Source organism: Mangrovibacterium lignilyticum (assembly GCF_010882175.1).
Lineage (GTDB): Bacteria > Bacteroidota > Bacteroidia > Bacteroidales > Prolixibacteraceae > Mangrovibacterium > Mangrovibacterium lignilyticum.
The window spans coordinates 237124-258539 of sequence record NZ_WKLH01000001.1 but is presented as its reverse complement, the minus strand read 5'-3'; the positions used below and the strand labels follow the sequence as shown (position 1 = coordinate 258539).

The window sequence follows — 21416 nt, the reverse complement described above, 5'->3', positions numbered from 1 at the left end:
GAATGAGGAAGTTATTTTTGATACTGCTGGCATTATGGGCATTTGCTGCATGTCGGCCTAAGCAAGCGGAGACCAAAGTCGAATTTGCAGATGATCCAAAGGGGAAAGAGGTGGTTTACCAGGTTTTTACCCGACTGTTCGGCAATACCAATACGACCAACAAACTCTGGGGAACCATTGATGAAAACGGAGTCGGAAAGTTTAACGATTTCACGGATCGGGCACTGGATTCGATCAGGGCGATGGGAGTCACGCATATTTGGTACACCGGCGTTCCGCACCATGCGGTCATGACAGATTACACTGCGTACGGAATCAGCAACGATGATCCTGATGTCGTCAAAGGTCGCGCGGGATCACCTTACGCCGTGAAAGATTATTACAATGTCGATCCTGATTTGGCTGTTGATCCGACAAAGCGGATGGAAGAGTTTCAGTCATTGGTCGAGCGCACACACCGGCATGGAATGAAGGTGATTATCGATATTGTACCAAACCATGTTGCGCGAAATTATCATTCTATATCAAAACCAGACAGCGTTGCCGATTTTGGTGATAACGATGATACTTCCGTCGAATATAATCGGGATAACAATTTCTATTATATTCCCGGAGAGGCTTTTGAAGTCCCGGTTCCGCAGGATGGTTATCAGCCATTGGGCGGAGAGTCGCATCCGCTGGCAGACGGAAAGTTTGCTGAGAATCCGGCAAAGTGGACAGGTAACGGATCCCGGAAAGCTCAACCCGATTTTTACGATTGGTATGAAACTGTGAAAGTGAACTACGGGATTCGTCCGGACGGGACGCACGACTTTGATAGTTTGCCGGAAAGATTTGAAACGAAAGACTACAAAGCACATTTCAACTTCTGGAAAGATAAGGGCGTACCTGATTCGTGGACGAAGTTCCGGGATATCGCGTTGTTCTGGATTGGAAAAGGAGTCGATGGTTTTCGTTACGACATGGCCGAAATGGTTCCGGTTGAGTTCTGGAGTTACCTGAATTCTTCCATCAAAATGAAGAATCCGGATGCTTTTTTGTTGGCTGAAGTATACAACCCGCAACAATACCGCAGTTATATTCAACTCGGGAAAATGGACTACCTGTATGATAAAGTCGAGTTGTATGATACCTTGAAACACATCATGCAGGGGCATGGCAGTACCGATCATCTGCCGGCTATCCAGGACGGATTGGCAGATATTGAACACCACATGTTGCATTTTCTCGAAAATCACGATGAACAACGAATCGCCAGTGCTGATTTTGCCGGAAATGCCCGAAAGGGAATGCCGGCAATGGTACTTTCAACCTGTATCAGTACGTCGCCAACCATGCTTTATTTTGGACAGGATGTTGGCGAGCCTGGCGATGGGAATGCCGGATTTGGAACGGCGACCCGTACGACTATTTTTGACTATTGGGGCGTTCCGGCTCACCAACGGTGGATGAATGGTGGAGTTTTTGACGGAGGACAATTAACTCCGCAAGAAAAGGAATTGCATCAGTATTATACAACATTGCTCCGCTTTTCTGCGTCCTCGTCGGCACTGACTGGTAATTATCACGAGATTCATTCATACAACCGGAAATACGCAGAGCGATATGACGATAAGCTGTTTTCGTTTGTTCGATGGAAAGATGATGATCGGTTAATAATCATTAACAATTTCAACACGAACCAAACTTATCAGCTAAAATTGAAGCTTGATCCTGAAACGGTTGCCGGATGGAAACTGACACCGGGTGTGTATCAATTGACTGATCGTCTTAGCCGGGGTAGGGGATACGAGTTGATTGTAGCGGATAGTTCGGCGGAAATTTCACTGGAATTGGACCCCCTGCAATCATTTATCTTTCAATTGGATTAATTGAAATTTAATATGCCGGAGAACATGAAAGTTAGTGGCTGAAAAGCCTAACAAAAATGATCAAATAGGGTAGAATAAAAAATATAGAAAGGGAGATGAAATTATACCAATTTTAGATTGGGATTTAGTTAGTTTATAGATCAGATTTATAAAAGGCCGCAAGACATTGTGGCCTTTTTAGTTATTTAAGCCAATTAGGTGAATTACTTTTTAGGGTTTTTAGCTTTATATTTGGAAGCTAATTATGGATCAATCACATTCCCAGTCTGATCAGTTTCTTCTGCAAGCAATCCAAAGCGGGCAGGAAAAAGCCTTCGATTATCTTTTCCGGAAGTATTACAAGGCTTTATGTGCTCAGGCAAATCTCTATCTTCACGATTTAGATTTGGCCCAAGGCTTGGTACAGGAATGTTTCATTAAATTTTGGGAGAATCGTAAGAATGCGACGGAGATTTCGCACTTAACCGCTTACTTGTCGTTCATGGTTCGGAATCGTTGTGTCGATCATTCCCGAAAAAATAAAAAGGAGTTAGTAACGGAGTCTGTAGCCGAAGATGCAGGTCTTTCGGATGATGCAGATGCGATGATTCTTTCTCATGAATTTGAAGAGAAGTTGGTGCAGGCACTTGCGCTATTACCGGATCGTTGTCGTCTGGCATTTGAGTATAGTCGTTTTGAGGGATTGACATATTCTGAAATTGCGGCAAAAATGGAAATATCGGTCAAAGCTGTCGAAGCGCTTCTAAGCCGCTCCTTAAAAATTCTTCGGGTTGAGTTGAAAGAATACCTACCGCTTCTGGTTGTGCTTTTCCGGATTACACATTAAGTTCCAAACCGAATTTCATATTTCACGAAATGATGAAAAAAAGATGCCGGGGCAGTTTTTTTTGGCGGCTACATGTCCCATCATGTGGATGCGATAAGTAATGCTTTTTAAGGGCTTCCGGATACATACAAGATCGACAAACAGAAGAGCTTCCGGATTTCAATAAGAAAAATTAAAAAAAAATAAAATTTGATGTAGGGTGGGGTATTTGGTTTTTCGTCTTACTGGAAACTAACGCCAAGTGGAGACTAATCAAATTGAAGCATTACTGTTGAAGTCGTTCGTCGGCAACGCTACAGAGGATGAAAAAAAACTGATCGCAGATTGGATTTCTGAATCGGAAGATAATTTGCTTGACTGGCAACGCTACCGTCAAATGTGGGAAGACTCCCGTGAGCTAAAATATTCGGGACTGCTTGATGTTGAAAGTGCATTGATCAACACAAAAAAGAAAATCCCGCAATTTGGCCGATCAAAAAAACATTATCTGCGTTTTATACTGCAAGCGGCCGCTGTTTTATTACTTTCCATTTTATTCTCCGTTACGATCAATTATTTTTTAGATCGCAAAGAAGACACTCCTCATAAACTTGTATACCAGGAAGTAAAGGCTGCCTACGGCACACAGACCAAGCTCTCGTTGGAAGACGGAACACGAGTTTGGTTGAACTCCGGAAGTACACTTAAATTTCCAAACAGTTTTAATGGCTCAAAAAATCGCGATGTAGAACTGGAAGGTGAGGGTTATTTCGAAGTTTCGAAGAATGCCAGCCAACCTTTTATCGTGCATGCACACGATTTGGGAATTAAGGTTCTGGGTACTTCTTTCAATGTAAATGCTTACAAAGGCGATAGCCATGTTAAAGTTGCCTTGGTTGAGGGGAAAGTAAGTGTTTTAAATGAAAAAGAGGATCGCGCAAAAGAATTGTTGCAGCTACATCCTTCTGAAATTGCAGATTATTCCAGCGAAGAAGACAAAATTTATTTATCGAAGGAAAAACATATCGATCGCTATACGGCGTGGAAAGAGGGTAAGGTTGTTTTCTTCGATGACCCGATGTCAGTTATGGTCAACAGATTGGAAAACTGGTACAATGTTGACATTGAAATCGCTGACAAAAGCTTGAGGGATTACCACTTCACAGCAACATTCGATAATGAATCATTAGATCAGATCTTAAAATACCTCAGTATTTCTACTTCATTCAATTACCGTTTTGTCGATCCATCAGGTCTTGGCGGGCCGGATGGCGGGAAACAAAAAATAATTCTTTACCGATAACCATGAAAAACAGACAACGCATTTGGCCTATGAAATGAATTCTCCTAAAAAAGAAACAGGAAAGTGTTGGCGCACTTCCCTGCTCATTTTTTTCACCTGAACGGCTAATTCAGGCAATATTAATTTGTATTAACGAATACTTTTCAAATCTATGAAAAAAAATCAATTAACGATGAGCTTTGATTTCAGGAAGCTCAGTCTAAGAGTTTTAATTATGATGAAACTAACCGTTTTTATGGTCTGTTTTTCCGTTTTTAGCACGTTGGCTAACGGGAGCTATTCGCAGAGCAATAAAATCTCTCTTAATTTGAAGAGAACAACAATTCAAGATGCCTTAAAGGAGATTGAAAACACTTCAAACTTTCTTTTTCTGTACAATAATGACCTGATTAATGTAGACAAAGTGGTCGATGTTAATGCTGAAAATGAAACTATTGAAGAAGTATTAAATGATATTTTTAAAGGCCAGGCGATCAAGTATACAGTCATTGACCGTCAGATAATTATTACACCGGAGGAGGGAGCTACTTTATCGGCTACTCAGCAGGGTAAAATAACCGGTGTCGTTACTGATGAAACGGGAGGAACTTTGCCAGGTGTAACAGTTGTCGTTAAAGGCACAACGTCGGGAACGATCACTGATATGGATGGTAAATATTCTATTTCAGCAAAAAGCAGTGATATTCTTATATTCTCGTTTGTGGGAATGAGACTCATTGAGGTGCCTGCAGTTAAGGCTGTAATTAATGTGACATTGGAAGAAGAGACCGTAGGTATTGAAGAAGTTGTTGCCATTGGTTACGGTGTTCAAAAGAAGAGCGATGTAACCGGTGCTATGGTTAGTGTGTCAGCCGACGAGTTGACAGCACGTCCGGTTAACAACGCAATTGAAGCATTACAAGGTAAAGCAGCCGGTGTTGACATTACCTCAAGTGAACGTCCGGGTACGATCGGTTCTATTCGTATTCGCGGTAACCGTTCAATTACAGCCAGTAACTCACCGTTATATGTTGTAGATGGTGTGCCTTTGATGTCGGCTTCAGCGATTGAAACGTTGAACCCACGCGACATTGAATCAATTGATATATTAAAAGACGCTTCGGCAACTGCCATTTACGGTTCACGTGGCGCGAACGGTGTTATCATTGTAACGACAAAACAAGGTAAATCTGGTCAGTTCAGTCTGAACTACTCCGGAACAGTGACATTGTCAAATATCGTAGACCGCGATCCGTCAATGAGTGCTTCAGATTTCATTAACTTCCGTCGTACGGCTGCTTATAACTTAGATCCAACGAAATACGCTAGTCCGGATTCGCCAACCTATGAAAATGACTACGATCTTTTCGAAAACGGTTTGGATGATAATACTTCCTGGTATAACGTAGAAAAAGGTTGGGCCAGCGGTAGCTGGGATCCGTCACAAGTTGCCAATACCGATTGGACTGATTATGTGACTCAAACTGGTATTACGCAGGAACATACAGTTAGCGCGAGCGGTGGTTCTGAAAAGATGCGTGCTTACGGATCGTTTGGGTATTTGAAAAATGAAGGTACTCAAAAAGGGCAGTGGTACGAGCGTTACACAGCTAAATTGAGTACGAACATAAAACCAATTGAATGGTTCGAAATGAACGCATCAATGAACGTGTCCTGGAGCGATCAGGATTATGGTATGTCAACTTTAGGTGGAACAAGCTCTTCCGTACCGGATGCGATCTACGGTGCTGCAAAATCAATCTATAATTTCGCTGTTCCTTATGATGAAGACGGTAACCTGGTAATTAACCCAGGGGGTGAGAACGGAATGTATAACATCATCGGCGAGTGGAATAAAAGTACACAGCGTTCTCAAACTTTGCGTGCTTTGGGTAACTTCTCAGCAACGTTTGACTTCGGTAAAATGTGGAAACCACTGGACGGGGTAACTTATAAAATTAACTTTGGTCCGGACTTCCGCCATTGGCGTGAAGGTGCTTATGTAGACGGAACTTCTGTTCGTAAGTTAAACTCTGATGGTAGTGCAGGGAAAAGTTATGCACGTTTGCAAAACCGTCGTGACTTCTCGTGGACATTGGATAACATGGTGAATTTTGATCGCACTTTTGCAGATGTTCATAAGGTTGGAGCTACCTTGTTGCAGACTGCTTCATCATGGAATGTTGAGAATTCATCAATGAGCGCTAGCAACATTGCAAAACCTTCATATTTGTGGAATGCTTTTGGTTCAGTTGATGTTGCCAATTCTGATTATTCAGCAGCGATTAGCTCCGGATTGACTGAGCGGCAGCTTACTTCCTATATGATTCGCGCAAACTATGGTTTCAACGAACGTTACTTGTTGACTGTTTCCGGACGTTGGGACGGTGCTTCGCAGCTTGCTGAGGGACACAAATGGGACTTCTTCCCATCGGCTGCTTTGGCGTGGCGTGTGACGCAGGAAAATTTCCTGAAAGACGTTTCATGGTTGGATAACTTAAAGCTTCGTTTAGGCTTTGGAACAACCGGTAACTCAGCTGTTGACGCTTATGCAACCAAAGGTGATATCACCGCTATTTACCTTCCTTTCAACGGTATGGATAACGTACTCGGTTATACGACTAACGAGCCTTATTATACAAAGTCCGGAACAGCGATGGCAAACTCCGATCTTGGTTGGGAGAAAACAACGCAGTATAACTTAGGTTTGGATTTTAGTGTTATCAAGGGGCGCATTAGTGGTAGTATCGATGCTTACCGTTCTTTCACAAGTGATTTGTTGATGTCGATGACAATCCCAACATTGACAGGTTACTCTTCAACTTATGCCAACGTTGGTAAAACAAACAACCGTGGGGTTGAATTAACGTTAAACTTTATTCCTGTTGAAACAAGAAGTGGATTTACCTGGGATTCAAACTTCAACATTGCGTGGCAAAAAGATGAAATTGACGAGCTGGCCTACGGAAAGAATGACATGAAGGACAACGCTTGGTTCATTGGTGAATCAATCGGAGTTTACTATGGATACGATAATGAAGGAATATGGCAGAACACGGAGGCAGATTTAGCTGAAATGGCTTTGTGGAATGATAATGGATATGATTTCACGCCAGGTAATGTACGGCCAAAAGATCAAAATGGTGACCATGACATGACCGACGAAGATCTCGTTATCTTAGGTAATACAACCCCTCGTTGGACAATGGGATGGAACAACAACTTTAGTTTTAAAGGGTTTGATTTAGGAATTACGATCTACTCTCGTATGGGCTATATGAAGTCGTTGGGCGGACAAGCTTTAACAGCTCATGCTAACCAAAATGAGGTAGATTACTGGACTCCGGATAATACAGGTGCTGAATTCCAAAAACCAATTTTGGGGCAAGCGACATCTGGTTCAGGAGATGATTTTTCAAGTTTGCTTGGATACAAAAATGCAGCATTTGTTAAAATTCGTAACATATCGTTAGGGTATAACTTCCCTAAAAGTATTTGTTCGAAAATTGGTGTTGGTAACTTGAAGATTTACGGACAAGCAGTTAACCCGGGTAGCATTTACCAGTCAGTTGATTGGTACGATTTTGACGTAAGCCATTCATACTACAATCGTAGCTTTGTTTTCGGAGTTGAAGTCGGACTGTAATTGAATTGGAACTTATAACAATTAAAGGAAGAACAAATGAATAAGATAAAAAATATAGGAATTGGCCTTTTGGTAATCATGGCTTTATCACTCGGCTCATGTTCAAAAGATTTTCTTGACGAAGAATTGACAACAAAGTATTCTACGGAGTATTTTGAAACAGCCGAAGGGCTTGAGGCATTGACCGTTTCACTTTATGGAAACATTCGCTGGCATTTCGGCTATGAATGGGCTTATGGTATTACGCTATACGGAACCGATGAGTTTACGAATGCGAATGACTTAACCAACGAAATGTGGAACACTTACGATAGCCGTTTGGGACCGATTGGTGCATCTACATCTACAGGAGCAGCAAACGGTAATGCAACTTCGCCCTCAGCTCTTTGGGATGAAATGTATTACGGTATAGCTTCATGTAACACAATCATTGCGAACGCAGAAAAAATTGATGACGAAGGAGTACGCAATCGGTGCTTAGCTCATGCTTATTTCTTGCGTGGTTATAACTATTATCGTTTAACAGCACAATATGGAGGTGTTGTTCTGCAAACTGAGCCTGCTTCAGGGGTCGTTCGTAACTTTACGCGTTCAACGGAGGAAGAGTCCTGGGCTCAGGTAATCTCAGATTTGCGGAATGCTTACAACTATTTCGAAGGTGAAGTTTATACCTATGGTAGAGGTGTTACCTGGACAAAAGCTACAGCAGCACACTTCCTGGCTAAAGCGTTATTGTTCCGTGCTTCTGAGCGTTGCGACGACTGGAACAGTTCAACCAAAGAAGCGGATCTGAAAGAAGCAATTGACGCCTGTACATACGCAATTGGTGCTCGAGGGGGTCAATTATCTGCTAACTACGGAGATCTTTATGCAAACTGGACAGGCGTAGACTGTGCTAACGAACAGTTGGACGAAATTCTGATGGCTGCTCCTCATAATGCAGATAGTTCTACAAAAGGTCGCTACGGAAACCGCACATATAATTATTTCACGCCTCAGTTTTCAAACTTCTCTGGAAGTTGGGTGAAACGTGGTGTTTGGATCGGTGGTATGGACTTCCAACGTTGTCGTCCCACAGAGTATTCATATGAGGTCTTCGACCATGTGAATGATGCCCGTATGTGGAAAACCTTTAAAACAGTATATGGAATTAATAATATTGCGGATAGCGAAGCAGGTCTTGAAGCTGGTGATCCTGGTATTGTTATGATCTTGAATACAAAAGATGATCAAACTTACGACGGTTACACATTTGGAGCTTCAAAGCAAAGCCCGGATTGGACTGATGATGCAGGCCGTTTGGCGGAGTGGGCAGTTGGTTCTCGCCAAACAGAATCTGCGGGTTCTCTGACATCAAAAACAGGTCAATGGGTTCCTAATTCACTTGTTTTATATCAAAATGGAGAATACGTTGCCTCGAATTTTACAAGTCAGCCGATCTGTAACTTCTTTGCAGGTATCAACAAAACAGACGACGGTTCACGTACGGCAGAAAAAGGAGACGCTCACCGCGATGTAACGATGGCTCGCTTGGCAGAGACCTTCCTTGTTCGGGCTGAGTGTTACGTTCGTTTAGCTAATTATAGCAGTGCAATGAGCGATATCAATGTTGTTCGTGGCCGCGCTCAGTGGAAGAGCGGCGAAAACCGTTCATTCTACAGTGATGGATCGCAAGCTTTCGAGAACAACTCTTTGAATACCGGTTCATCAGCTGAAAAGTATATCAATTCAAACCTGAATATGAATACTTACTATCTGTCAAACCCGACTGTTGAGGTTACAACAGATGCTTCAGATTTGACCTTGAAGTCATTCCCTGCTGATCTGCCTGATGAAGATGAAGCTATTTTGGCTAAGATCGGAGTATCCAGTGATTATGAACGTGCTTTGAACTTCATTCTGGATGAACGTTCACGCGAACTTTTGGGTGAATGGCAACGTTGGGAAACATTGTCAAGAACAGAAACTTTGATTAAACGGGCAAAAGCTTTCAATGCTGAAGCCGCTCCAAATATTAAAGCCAACAAGCATGAACTTCGTCCAATTCCACAAGCCTTTATTGACGGCTTATTGAATGAAGACGGTTCCAACTTGTCAGATGCTGACAAGGCTGCATGGCAAAATCCGGGATACTAGTGGATGTTGTGATCCTCAAATCTTAAAGCTTTTGAGGATCGCTTCAATTGACTTGTTATCCGTAATTAGGATAAAAAGACTGTCTGGCAATGCCAGGATAGTAGTAGTTTAGTTAGTTCAGAATATGGGATGAAATGTAGCAGTTTCATCCCTTTTTTGTTGCCAAAAATCTTAATTCGATCTACTTGACTGGTCCGAGTTTGAACCAACTGTTTGCGATTTCCTGATAGTTTTTCTCTTTTTTATGGCGGTAAGTATTTGTCCGCGGAACCGGTTCGTAATCCTGTTGGTATTTGCTGAGGCTCTTGATGATGTCTTGCAAGCCTGAAATAAATAATTCGACTTCCATGTTCGTTGTTGTCGGATGTAAGGACCAGCGCACCCAACCCGGTTTATCCGACATGTCGCCGTGATTGATCATTTCGGTGATTTCACTGGAGCGCTCGTAGCTAACTTCGAGTAAAAAGTGTCCGTAGGTCCCCGCGCAGGCACACCCGCCGCGGACTTGAATGCCGTATAGGTCATTTAGTAAGCGGACTAATAGGTTGTAATGGATGCCGGGCACGTAAAAAGAAATAACTCCCAATCGGTCGCGATGTTTGTCTGCCAAAATCTTCACTTCAGGAATTTTGTTCAAGCCATTAAAAGCCGTTTTTAGCAATTCTTCCTCGCGTTTCCTAATGTTTTTGACGCCCATCTGATCTTTCAGTTGGCAACACAAAGCAGTTCTGATCGATTGTAAAAAACCAGGTGTGCCGCCATCTTCCCGGGCTTCGATGTCATCCACATATTTATATTTGCCCCAGGGGTTTGTCCAGTCAACAGTTCCTCCTCCAGGCTGGTCCGGAACTTCATTGTGGTACATCGATTTGTCGAAAATCAAAACGCCGGAAGATCCGGGACCTCCCAGAAATTTATGCGGCGAAAATAAGATGGCATCCAGTTTCTTCATCGGGTCTTCCGGGTGCATATCAATAGCATCATATGGAGCGGAGGCTGCAAAATCGATAAAGACAACTCCGCCGTATTCGTGCATGATTTTGGCCAACTCGTCATACGGCGTCCTAATACCGGTCACATTGGAACAGGCCGTAAAAGACCCAATCTTAAAACTACGGTCTTTGTATTCTTCCAGTTTTTTTCGCAGGTTTTCAGGATCAATCAATAGTTCACTGTCGGGTTCAATAATGACAACATCGGCCGTTGTTTCGTACCAACTGGTGTGATTACTGTGATGTTCCATGTGCGAAATAAACACCACCGGTTTTTCTGTTTCGTCGTGATCTACAGGAACACTTTTGACTTTGTTTTTCAAGCCCAGAATACGCTGGAATTTATTAATCACTCCTGTCATTCCTGTTCCGGCTGTAATGATGACATCGTTTGGACCGGCGTTCACATGTTGCTTGATGAGTTTGTGCGAAAGAAGATAAGCCCTGGTCATTAACGCCCCTGTTTCACTGGTTTCAGTGTGCGTGTTGGCCACAAATGGTCCAAATGCATGTTGCATTTTTTCTTCAATTGGACGGTAGAGCCGGCCACTGGCAATCCAGTCAGCATAAACGATTTTTTGTTGTCCATACGGACTCTCAAAAGTCTGATTGATGCCGATTATTCCGTCACGGTAAGCGCCAAAATAGTGTTCCAGATTGCTCATTTTAGTTCCAATGTACAGGTTTGTAATCAAAATAAACAGTTATTCCTGACATAAAAACAGAATAATATCAGGTTTTACCGTGACTGACGGACGCTGTCCAGATACGAGGTGACAAATCGTCACTTTTTCCACATGGCACGGGCTTTGAAAAACAACTTGCTGTGAAATTTGAAGTTTAATATTTTAAAATACTACGACGATGCAAAAAGGTAAAATTGGCGTATCAAGCGACAACTTATTCCCGATTATTAAAAAATTCCTGTATTCTGATCACGATATTTTCTTGCGCGAGATTGTTTCGAACGCAGTGGATGCAACTCAAAAGCTGAAAACGTTAGCTGCTCGCGGCGAAACGGCAGTTTCAGTCGAAAATGCGAAAGTTAGTGTATCATTCGATGCAGAAGCGAAAACAATTACCGTTTCGGATAACGGTATCGGGATGACAGCCGAAGAAGTCGAAAAATATATCAACCAGATTGCTTTCTCCGGTGCGAACGAATTCCTCGATAAATACAAAGACGACGCGAATGCGATTATCGGACATTTCGGTTTAGGTTTTTATTCCTCGTTCATGGTTTCGCACGAGGTTGAGGTAGTGACCAAGTCTTATAAAGAAGGTTCAACAGCTGTTCGCTGGACTTGCGACGGAAGCCCTGAATACACCTTGGAAGAAGCAGAACGTGCCGGGAATGGAACCGACATCATCATGCATGTGAATGAAGAGTCGGAAGAATTTCTGGATAAAGCACGTCTGGGCGAAATCCTGAATAAATATTGCAAGTTCCTGCCAATTCCGGTTGTTTTCGGAAAGAAAACAGAATGGAAAGAGGGGAAAGAGGTTGAAACGGAAGAAGACAACCAGCTGAATGATGTAGCTCCGGCATGGACTAAAAAGCCGGTTGACCTGAAGGATGAAGATTATAGTTCGTTCTATCGTCAGCTATATCCGATGGGTGAAGATCCTTTATTCAATATTCACCTGAACGTGGATTATCCGTTTGAACTGACAGGGATCTTGTATTTCCCGAAATTGAAAAACACCATTGAGGTTCAAAAGAATAAAATTCAATTGTACTGTAACCAGGTATTTGTTACCGACTCGGTTGAAGGCATTGTTCCCGACTTCCTGACATTGTTGCATGGGGTGATTGACTCACCTGACATTCCGCTGAACGTTTCCCGTTCATACCTGCAAAGCGACTCGAACGTGAAGAAAATCAGCAGCCACATCACAAAAAAAGTGGCTGACCGTTTGAGTCAATTGTTTAAGGAAAACCGCGAAGAATTTGAGAAGAAATGGGATGACCTGAAAATCTTCATCGAATATGGCATGCTGTCTGAAGAGAAGTTTGAAGAAAAAGCAAAGAGCTTCTTCCTGTTCAAAACGACCGACGGTAAATATTTTACCTTGGAAGAATATGAAAAGTTGATTGCTGACAGTCAGACCGATAAAGACAATAACCTTATTTATTTGTACACCAGCAATGAGGAAGAACAATTCACCTTCATTCAGGAAGCTAAAAACAAGGGCTACGATGTTTTGGTGATGGATGATGTATTGTCGACTCACCTGATCAACAAATTCGAGCAACAATACAACAATAAACGCTTCGTTCGCATCGATTCGGATGTTGTGAACAACCTTATCCGCAAAGAAGACGAATCAGAACATTTGACCGTTGCAGAGCGCGAAGAATTGAGCCCGGTATTCCAGTCAGTTTGTCCGGCCGACAATGGCGTTAACTACGTCGTTGACTTTAAGTCGATGGGAGAGAACGGCCAGCCGATGGTAATTACACGCAACGAGTTTATGCGCCGTATGAAAGATATGAGCAAATTACAAGGCGGCGGTGGTATGAATTTCTATGGCGATCTGCCTGAAAGCTTGAATTTGGTTGTCAATACCGATCATCCGTTGGTGAAAAAAGTATTGGCCGAAAAAGAAGCAGCCTTGAGTGCTGATCTGGAAACGGTAAATGCGGCACTTGCAATGTTGAAAGCTGAGCAGGAAAGTCTGGAAAAAGCCAAAGAAGGCAAGAAAGAGGAAGAAGTAGCTGCTGCTGATAACGAAAAGCTGGAAGAACTTCAAAAGAACATTTCCAATTTGGAAGGTGAAAAACGTGGTAAGCTGGAAGCTTTCGGAAAGGATAACAAGCTGGCAAAACAGATGGTTGACTTGGCTCTGTTGGCCAATGGCTTGCTGAAAGGAGCGGATCTGGACAAATTTGTCCGTCGCAGTGTTGAACTCATCAACTAGGCTTCAATTTTACATGTGAGATAAATTTCAGCCATCGGGTTTCGGCCCGGTGGCTTTTTTGTTAGCCCAAATGCACGTTTGTCTAATTTTGATTACTGGCATCTCAATCTGAGAATTACGGAGTATGCTTTTTAACGATTTCGTCAGGCTAAATCTGGAGTAATTGGAGCGGTTCTTACTTGGAAGTGATTGAATTAACGGGCGATTACATTTTTCGGGCAATTTAGCTTTGTTTTGAATTTTGGGATGGAATGGCATTTGTACTACATTTGTTGAACTGGGTTAACGCAATTACATTTTTTCCATCAAATTGAATCGGGATTTTGTACTGTAAAACAAAATTGGACCTTGTATCCGGATGACAGGAAGTCGTTCCGGAAAATTGTATTGAAAATTTAAAATATTCAGATGAGATTAGTTAGACAAAGTATCGGAATGCTGGCCGTATTATTAGTGGTTATTTTATCCTCATGCAGTACCGGTAAAGTGATGGTTATGCACCAACAGGTAGCCAAACAAATGGAAACGGAGGGTAATTACGCCGGAGCAACCGAATCGTGGAATAAATATTTTGATGAACAAACGGCAAAAGGAACTGATATTGCTGCTGAAAATTATGCACAAGCCGCCAAGGTTGCAGTAAAGGCAGATCAGAAAGGTTTGGCTGAGAGTTGGTTTGGATTGGCCAGTTACGGTGGCTATTCCGATCCGGAAATGGAGTTGGAATTGGCGGAAATATACCGAGGTAGAAATGAAACTCCGAAAGAATTGACCACATTGGAGATTTTCAAGGATAAATATCCGACGGAGGCGGGAATTGAAAAAGTAAACGGCCGCTTGTTTGAGATTTATGCCATGATGAAAGACGTTCAAAAAGCGAAAACGATTTGGCCAAATCTGACAGAAGAGCAACGTCACGATAAGTCATTTTTGGAAGACTATTTCAAAATCGTATCGAAGGGTGATGATACAGCAGCCACTGAAGCAATTGCCAAAGATTTAGTGAAAGCAGACCCGACGAATGTGAAAGCGCTGGAATGGTTGGGAGAAACGTTATACCTGAAAGCAGAAAATAGCTATCAGGCTGAAATGAAAGCCTACGAGAAAAAACATACCCATTTGCAGTACTTACATTTAAACCAGGAATTGAAAGTGATCAATGCGAATTTTCAACAGTCGGCCGATTACTTCAACGCACTTTGGGAAATTGAGCAGAAGCCATCGTACGCAGGTTATCTGACAAACATTTATTCACGCTTCGACAACAAGTCAAAGGCTGATTATTTTAGGAAATTTGTGAAGTAATCACAAGGATACAAAATTTGATAAGGCCAGCGGTTTACCGTTGGCTTTTTTGTTTGTATTTTCGAACAAAAATTGACGAAAATGGACGGACGAAAAAGATCGAATATAAAAATAGAAGGACATGTGGAGATTGTGCAAAAGCAAGATCAGCGAAGTGGCGAGTTGACGGAAGGCTACGTCGCACAGATTCTGACAAAATCACCGAATCATCCGCATGGTATCAAAGTCAGGCTTGAGACCGGTGAAGTTGGCCGTGTCAAAAACATCTTGGAGGACGATTAAACAGAGCGTATATGAAAATTATTTCAACCAATATCGGGCAAGCCGTTGAGATTGAATGGCACGGGAAAAAGGAACTCACGGGAATTTACAAATATCCGGTTGACGAACCCATCTTTTTGGGGAAAGAAGATGTGGTTAAAGATGATGTAATGGACCGCAGGTATCATGGTGGGTTGGAGAAAGCTTGCTATCTGTATTCGGCCGACCATTACGGTTGGTGGAAGGAGCATTATCCCGATGCTGACTGGGATTTGGGGTTCTTTGGTGAAAACCTGACTGTTGAAGGAATTGATGAATCATCAATCCGAATTGGCGATGTTTACCAGCTGGGCGAAGCTGTCGTTCAGGTTACTCAACCCCGTCAACCCTGCTACAAGCTGGGGATTCGGGCCGGCAATCAGCAAATTGTCAGAGATTTTTGGGACTCACCTTTCCCCGGTGTTTACGTGCGTGTTTTGGAGGAAGGAGCTGTGAAAACCGGCGATGAAATGACCTTGGCAAAAGCAGCACCCGAAAACATGACTTTAGCGGAAGTATTCGCACTGTTTACTCACGAACGAACAAATGTGCCGAAGTTGCGCCAAGCAGTCGCGATTCCGGAGATGGCTGCGTCGTGCCGCAAAGATTTGACAAAGCGACTGACCTTTGCTTTGCAGAATGAGTCGAATGATTAGGACTGAATTAGCTTCAAGGTTTCTTCAACTGTATCGACCGGCAATTTACAGCTGGAATTTTCGCACACATAAATTTTAGTTTTGCCGGCTTGCAACCTGTTTTGCAAAAGTGGCAGTTGCTCGTTCGTTCCGGGGCAAAACAAGCAATCAGGCAGGTAGTTCTGCTGGAGTTCGAGCGTCAGTTTCAACGCATTTTCACCGGCAATGGCAATCTCGTATTGGTGTTTGGCCAGGCTCAATGCCAGGTTCATCCAATTCGCATGCCCCGATGGGTAATTCAGTATATTATCGCTAACAACGAGTAGCATGGCTTTTGCCGTATTTTGGAAGGCGCGGTTGCCCAGCAAATGTCCGAGTCGGTTCAGGTTGTTCGCCATGACCGAATTCGATGCGGGAATCACATTGTCCTGCACTTCAATACTTCGACTGATGAGGTCTTTTTGCCCGTCAGCGCTGAAATAGAAAATGGTCCGTCCGGCATCATAAAACTCCTTGAAACAGGTTTCGCAAAAGCGGTCGGCTTGTTTCAGATAATCTGCTTTCCCGGTCACTTCAAACAAATCGATCAATGCCTGAATTAGCAGTGCATAGTCTTCCAGAAAGCCGTCAATCTTGGCGATTCCGTTTTTGTACGAATGCAATAAAATCCCGGGCTCGGGTTGAAGTTTTGTTAGCAGAAATTCAGCGTTCTTTTCTGCTAATTTCAAGTATTCCTCATCACCGAAAGCTTTGTAGCTTTCAGCCAATCCGGATAGGACTAAGGCATTCCAGGAGGTCAGGATTTTATCATCCAGCCCCGGTCTTACCCGCAGCTCGCGGGCTTGTTTTAGCTTGCCTTTCCATTTGGTAATTTTTAACTGAAGTGTTTCGGGATCGACCGATTCAGAGTTGGCAAAGGCCAGGTCACTTTGAGTGCGAAGTAAAATGTAGTTGCCGTCTTCCCAATAACCGGTTTCATTGATGTTGTAATATGGAGCAAAAAGCTCGTAGTCTTCTCCTAGTAATTGTTTCAACTCCTCTTTTTGCCAAACGTAGAATTTCCCTTCCACGCCTTCGCTATCCGCGTCCAAGGAGGAATAGAACCCATTTTCAGGAGAAAGCATTTCTTTCTGCAGCCAATCTACTGTTTCCCGGACTACCTGACGATACAATTCATGGTTGAATTTGCGGTACGCCTGCGCATATAAACTCAGCAGTTGACCGTTGTCGTAGAGCATTTTTTCGAAGTGCGGAACCTTCCAGAAAGAGTCCGTTGAATAGCGTGCAAAGCCACCGCCAAGTTGGTCGTAAATTCCTCCAAAGGCTATTTTCTCAAGTGTGGTCATCACATAGCTTTCAACCGAACCATCATTTTGCTGGTGCGCCCAGCGAAGTAAGAATTGCAGGTTAACCGGCATCATGAATTTGGGCGCGCCACAACTGCCACCTTCCTGGAAGTCGAAACTGTTTTGCCACGATTTGATCGCTTTTGAGAGTTCTTCTACTCCAATGTGGTGAATGTCATTACTAACCGGCATCAGCGAACTTTGTGTGATTCCCTCTGTCAGTTTTTCGGCATATTCAGTTGTCTTATCGGGCTGTTGTTCATGGTAGGCTGCAATTTGCTGTAAGGTATTTACCCAAACATCTTTCATGAAATAGGTACCTCCCCAAATTGGTCGGCCGTCAGGCAACGCAACGGCATTCAGCGGCCAGCCACCGCGCTGGGTCATCAGCTGAACAGCGGTCATGTATATCTGATCGACATCCGGTCGTTCCTCGCGATCAACTTTTATGCACACATAGTGGCGGTTCATGACCTCGGCTACCGTTTCATCTTCAAACGACTCGTGCTCCATGACATGGCACCAGTGGCAAGCTGCGTAGCCAATGCTAATCAGCAGCAGCTTGTTTTCATTCTTGGCTTTCTGCAAAGCAGCCTCGCCCCAAGGCATCCAGTTGACCGGATTATGGGCATGTTGCAAAAGGTAAGGAGATGTTTCGTGAATGAGTTCGTTGGTATGGGGAGCTGTGTTCATTTGTTTCTGTTTCGTGTTTTCATCAATCAGAAACAGTCACACCAAACAAATGTTTTAGATGAAGATTTCTCCGCGCATGTAGGTTTTTGTTTTACCTGCGATCAGCACCCGGTTTTCCTTCATCGATACAATGAGTTCTCCGCCTCGTTTGGAAAGTTGATGGGCCGTCAGTTCTTGTTTTCCTAATCTGTTAGCCCAATAAGGGGTTAGTGTTGTATGAGCCGAACCGGTTACAGGGTCTTCATCAACCCCAATCCGGGGCGCAAAAAAGCGACTGACAAAATTGGCTTTCGTTCCGGGAGCGGTTACAATGATCCCTCGTGCATCCGTTTTTGCCAAAGCGCTAAAATTTGGGTTCATGTCTCGGACATCAATTTCACTCTCGTAAACGAGCATGTAATCCGTTTTGCCTTTGTAACAAGCTACCGGAAGTTTACCTAGCGCTTTAATAATCAGGTTGGGCGCGTCAACAGGTTTGACCCGGTCTGCAGGAAAATCCAGTTGCAGCAACTGCTCCTTTTTACTGACTATTAACGGACCGCTATGGCTTCCAAAAGTGATTTCAGCATGTGGGTAATTGACTTCTTCAAAAATAACATGAGCTGTTGCTAGTGTGGCATGTCCGCAGAGCTTAACTTCAGCTTTTGGGGTAAACCAGCGAATTTCAAACCCGTCTTTGGTTGTTATAAAAAAGGCTGTTTCCGACAGGTTGTTTTCCATGGCTATTTGTTGCATCAGGTCCTTGTCGAGCCATTGATCTAAAGGAACAACAGCGGCCGGGTTTCCTTTAAAAAGGTTTTCGGCAAACGCATCAACCTGAAAAAGCGGAAGTTTCATAGCACGGTTTTTTTCAAAATTAGCGATTCATCCTAAAATTTCATCGAGAGTCGCAAATTAAGTTTACGTTCTGTGAGGTAATTGGGTACACCAAACATGTCGCCGTAATTACTGCTTACCCAAAAGTACGAAACCGTGTTTTTGATTCCCAGCAAATTGAGTACTTCCAGACTCACTGACAGCTCTTTGATTTTTGTCATCCAGGCGCTTTTTGTTCGAAAGGAATCAGCGCTGATAATGGTCTTCGAGATTCCTAAATCAACCCGGCGGTAGGGAGGCATGCGAAAGGTATCCATGTAGCGCTCACCATTTGGAGGACCAGTCGGCAGGCGGGAGCCATAGAAAACGGCCAGGTGAACTTTGTAGGTTGGATTACCGGGGAAATAGTCCTGGAAAAACATGCTGAAGGTCAGGAATTGGTCGGTTGGCCGGGGAATCCAGCCATGCCCGTCTCCCACGATATTTTCTTCGGTTTGCAGCAATGACACGCTCGCCCACGATTGCACACCACTGACGAACTCGCCATGAATACTTAAATCCAGGCCGGTAGCATAACCCCGGGCTTGCTGGTCGGCCAGGTATTGAATTTGTACATTATTGATCTGGTAGGGCGTTAGCTGCGAAAAATACTTGTAGTACAGTTCCGACTTAAACCGAAACGGGCGGTCCCAGGCCTGGAACAGGTATTCGCTTCCGGCTACCACCTGCCACGATTTCTGCGCTTTTGTTTCGGGATGAATAGTTCCATCCCGGTCTTTCAATTCTTTGAAAAAGGGCGGCTGAACGTAGCGCCCTCCTGACAAGTGGAAAACAAACTGTTTCTCCCAATCGGGGAAATAGCTCACTGAAACCCGCGGACTCACTAAAAATTCGTTGGAATATTCCCGGTAGTTGGCACGAATACCCGAGGTGAGGTACAAGTTGCCGGATTCAGTATCGATGGCCCAGGTGTCCTGAAGATGGGCCGATGCTTGCCAGGTCGAAAACTGGTTGTTGGTGAATGAGCTGCTGTACAGCAAAACCTCCGAATCGGAGTAGGGGAGCGAGTAACCGGTTGAGTCGCGCATTACCCACTCGTTCACCTTGTCGGTTATGTCTTCGCGTTGAAATTTAAAGCCCCAGTTCAGCAGGTGGTCTTCCGAGTCGTAAGCGCCCTTGTGGGTCAGGCTGTAAACGGTTGCATCGAGCTTGTTGCGGGCATGGTTGAGGAAACTGCCAACGCCAAGGTTGAGAATGCTGTCGCCGGTTCCGGAAGTTGACCAATCCTGCTCCAGCTCGTTCAGGTAATATTCCCCTAAAATATCGTAGTTCACTTCTTCTTTAGTTTGAAAGGCCGACGCAATGAGCTTTAGATTGAGCTGCGAATTGGGGTGAAAGTTGAATGCCAACGCACCGGTTTGGGTGTTGAAATGATCCTTCTCCTGGCCTTCGAAATAGACTTTGGTTTCCAGCGGCTGGGTCCAGGTGCCAAAGGTGGTGGTGCGGGTTTGCGGAATAAACAGGTAGTCGTTTTTGGCCATGTTTCCAAGGAATGACACATCAAACGATTCAGAAAGCTGGTAGGTGATATAAGCCTGCAGATCGGTGAAACTTGGGTTGTAGTCGCCGTTTTCGTCCAAACTATTTAAGAGGTACCGGTTGGTTTTGTAGCGGGCGCCGCCAATAAAACTCAGCCGTTGGTTTTTGGTGGCATCTTCAACATGAACAGAGCCGCCAAGCAGACTGACCGAAGCCGAGGCGGCAAATTCTTTCGGTTGCCGGTAACGGATGTCGAGTACTGAGGCCATTTTGTCGCCGTATTTGGCATCAAATCCGCCACTCGAGAATTCGATGGACGATACCATGTCGGAGTTGATGAAACTGAGCCCTTCCTGTTGGCCCGAACGAACCAGGAACGGGCGGTACACTTCAATATCGTTCACATACACCAGGTTTTCGTCGTAGTTGCCGCCGCGAACGGAATACTGCGAGCTGAGTTCGTTGTTGGTCGATACGCCCGGAAGGGTCTTAATGAGCGCCTCGACAGCCCCGGATGATGCGTCGGGAATCGTCTGGCTAAACTGCGGATCGATGCGCGACATATTTTGCTGTGTCCGTTGTTGCCGGATCGTAACTTCTTCAATATTCTCGTTGCTTTCGGCCAGTTGGATGTCGAGTTTAATTCGTTCTCCGGCCTTGGTTTCCAGTTGTTTTTCCTGACTTTGGTACCCAACCATCGAAAAGACAACCGTTAACGGCCGGTTGGCGGGAATTTGCAGCGTGTATTTCCCGTTTTTATCAGTCGTTGTGCCAATCGGAAATCCCTTCAAATTAACATTAACGGAAGACAACCCTGCCCCTTCAGCGGTGGAAACCGATCCGCTCAGAAGCGCATTCAACGATTGAGACCGGAGCCCGTCGGCAGCGAAAAGACAAAAGAGGGTAAGCAGGAGTGCAACTGGTTTCATTCAGCTAAAATAGGTTTTTCTATGAAACTGTCGCGAACCGGCGAAATTGTGTGTGGACAGCAATCTTTTTTAGCCGGAACGAGATTGGGCGCTCGCTGTAGCAGACGAAGCCGGTCCTGCCGCCGTAATCTTCACCCTGCTGCAATTTTTCACGTCCTGCTGCTGGGCAGGCTTCCCTGCTGAAAAATTTCGGTCCCTG

Annotated in this window: 13 protein-coding genes; 9 read left to right on the top strand and 4 right to left on the bottom strand. The window is 44.1% G+C overall.

Translation table 11 applies throughout. The annotated features are described in order from the left end of the window. Positions 1-2 precede the first annotated feature (2 nt). The 5 genes from GJV22_RS00880 (at position 3) to GJV22_RS00860 (ending at position 9740) form a co-directional block, all read left to right on the top strand. Positions 3-1871 (top strand): alpha-amylase family protein, encoded by a 1869-nt coding sequence (locus GJV22_RS00880; RefSeq protein ID WP_163707383.1) that lies wholly within the window; start codon positions 3-5, stop codon positions 1869-1871. Positions 1872-2115: 244 nt separating this feature from the next. After that, positions 2116-2697 (top strand): RNA polymerase sigma factor, encoded by a 582-nt coding sequence (locus GJV22_RS00875; RefSeq protein WP_163707380.1) that lies wholly within the window; start codon positions 2116-2118, stop codon positions 2695-2697. 241 nt (positions 2698-2938) lie between these two features. Continuing rightward, a complete protein-coding gene (locus GJV22_RS00870; protein ID WP_163707377.1) occupies positions 2939-3979 on the top strand; it encodes a FecR family protein in 1041 nt (346 codons plus the stop codon). 307 nt (positions 3980-4286) lie between these two features. Further along, on the top strand, positions 4287-7604 hold the full coding sequence (locus tag GJV22_RS00865; RefSeq protein ID WP_163707374.1) for a TonB-dependent receptor: 3318 nt from the start codon (positions 4287-4289) through the stop codon (positions 7602-7604). A 36-nt stretch (positions 7605-7640) separates the two neighbouring features. Then, a complete protein-coding gene (locus GJV22_RS00860; protein ID WP_163707371.1) occupies positions 7641-9740 on the top strand; it encodes a RagB/SusD family nutrient uptake outer membrane protein in 2100 nt (699 codons plus the stop codon). Positions 9741-9921: 181 nt separating this feature from the next. Here the strand turns inward: GJV22_RS00860 and GJV22_RS00855 are convergent, their stop codons facing one another. Then, positions 9922-11397, bottom strand: coding sequence for an aminotransferase class V-fold PLP-dependent enzyme (locus tag GJV22_RS00855; RefSeq protein ID WP_163707368.1), 1476 nt, complete (start codon positions 11395-11397; stop codon positions 9922-9924). Between the two features lie 199 nt (positions 11398-11596). On the opposite strand from GJV22_RS00855, the gene htpG reads away from it, so the two are divergent. The 4 genes from htpG (at position 11597) to GJV22_RS00835 (ending at position 15915) form a co-directional block, all read left to right on the top strand. Then, positions 11597-13654: a molecular chaperone HtpG gene (htpG, locus tag GJV22_RS00850; RefSeq protein ID WP_163707365.1), complete on the top strand. Its 2058-nt coding sequence runs from the start codon at positions 11597-11599 to the stop codon at positions 13652-13654. 408 nt (positions 13655-14062) lie between these two features. After that, entirely contained in the window at positions 14063-14959 is an 897-nt protein-coding gene (locus GJV22_RS00845) for a hypothetical protein (RefSeq protein ID WP_163707362.1), read from the top strand. Positions 14960-15040: 81 nt separating this feature from the next. Beyond that, positions 15041-15241: a YwbE family protein gene (locus GJV22_RS00840; protein WP_163707359.1), complete on the top strand. Its 201-nt coding sequence runs from the start codon at positions 15041-15043 to the stop codon at positions 15239-15241. A gap of 11 nt (positions 15242-15252) precedes the next feature. Then, the gene (locus tag GJV22_RS00835) at positions 15253-15915 is read left to right on the top strand and encodes an MOSC domain-containing protein (protein WP_163707356.1); all 663 of its coding nucleotides are present in this window, start codon (positions 15253-15255) and stop codon (positions 15913-15915) included. On the opposite strand, the gene GJV22_RS00830 is transcribed toward GJV22_RS00835, so the two are convergent. From GJV22_RS00830 to GJV22_RS00820, 3 genes are read right to left on the bottom strand one after another with little or no spacing between them, the layout of a single operon-like run. Then, on the bottom strand, positions 15912-17933 hold the full coding sequence (locus GJV22_RS00830; protein ID WP_163707353.1) for a thioredoxin domain-containing protein: 2022 nt from the start codon (positions 17931-17933) through the stop codon (positions 15912-15914). The two genes, GJV22_RS00835 and GJV22_RS00830, sit on opposite strands and share 4 nt — an antisense overlap. 54 nt (positions 17934-17987) lie before the next feature. After that, positions 17988-18770 carry a PhzF family phenazine biosynthesis protein gene (locus tag GJV22_RS00825; protein ID WP_163707350.1) on the bottom strand — a complete coding sequence of 261 codons (783 nt, stop codon included), beginning with the start codon at positions 18768-18770 and terminating at the stop codon, positions 17988-17990. 32 nt (positions 18771-18802) lie between these two features. After that, positions 18803-21217 carry a TonB-dependent receptor gene (locus GJV22_RS00820; protein ID WP_163707346.1) on the bottom strand — a complete coding sequence of 805 codons (2415 nt, stop codon included), beginning with the start codon at positions 21215-21217 and terminating at the stop codon, positions 18803-18805. Positions 21218-21416 lie beyond the last annotated feature (199 nt).

What these genes read in the sequence shown, in the direction of transcription:
- GJV22_RS00845 (WP_163707362.1), top strand. Translation starts at nt 14,063, where the DNA reads ATGAGATTAGTTAGACAAAGTATCGGAATGCTGGCCGTATTATTAGTG.
- GJV22_RS00840 (WP_163707359.1), top strand. Translation starts at nt 15,041, where the DNA reads ATGGACGGACGAAAAAGATCGAATATAAAAATAGAAGGACATGTGGAG.
- GJV22_RS00880 (WP_163707383.1), top strand. Translation starts at nt 3, where the DNA reads ATGAGGAAGTTATTTTTGATACTGCTGGCATTATGGGCATTTGCTGCA.
- GJV22_RS00830 (WP_163707353.1), bottom strand. Translation starts at nt 17,933, where the DNA reads ATGAACACAGCTCCCCATACCAACGAACTCATTCACGAAACATCTCCT.
- GJV22_RS00860 (WP_163707371.1), top strand. Translation starts at nt 7,641, where the DNA reads ATGAATAAGATAAAAAATATAGGAATTGGCCTTTTGGTAATCATGGCT.
- GJV22_RS00820 (WP_163707346.1), bottom strand. Translation starts at nt 21,217, where the DNA reads ATGAAACCAGTTGCACTCCTGCTTACCCTCTTTTGTCTTTTCGCTGCC.
- GJV22_RS00835 (WP_163707356.1), top strand. Translation starts at nt 15,253, where the DNA reads ATGAAAATTATTTCAACCAATATCGGGCAAGCCGTTGAGATTGAATGG.
- GJV22_RS00875 (WP_163707380.1), top strand. Translation starts at nt 2,116, where the DNA reads ATGGATCAATCACATTCCCAGTCTGATCAGTTTCTTCTGCAAGCAATC.
- GJV22_RS00825 (WP_163707350.1), bottom strand. Translation starts at nt 18,770, where the DNA reads ATGAAACTTCCGCTTTTTCAGGTTGATGCGTTTGCCGAAAACCTTTTT.
- GJV22_RS00855 (WP_163707368.1), bottom strand. Translation starts at nt 11,397, where the DNA reads ATGAGCAATCTGGAACACTATTTTGGCGCTTACCGTGACGGAATAATC.
- htpG (WP_163707365.1), top strand. Translation starts at nt 11,597, where the DNA reads ATGCAAAAAGGTAAAATTGGCGTATCAAGCGACAACTTATTCCCGATT.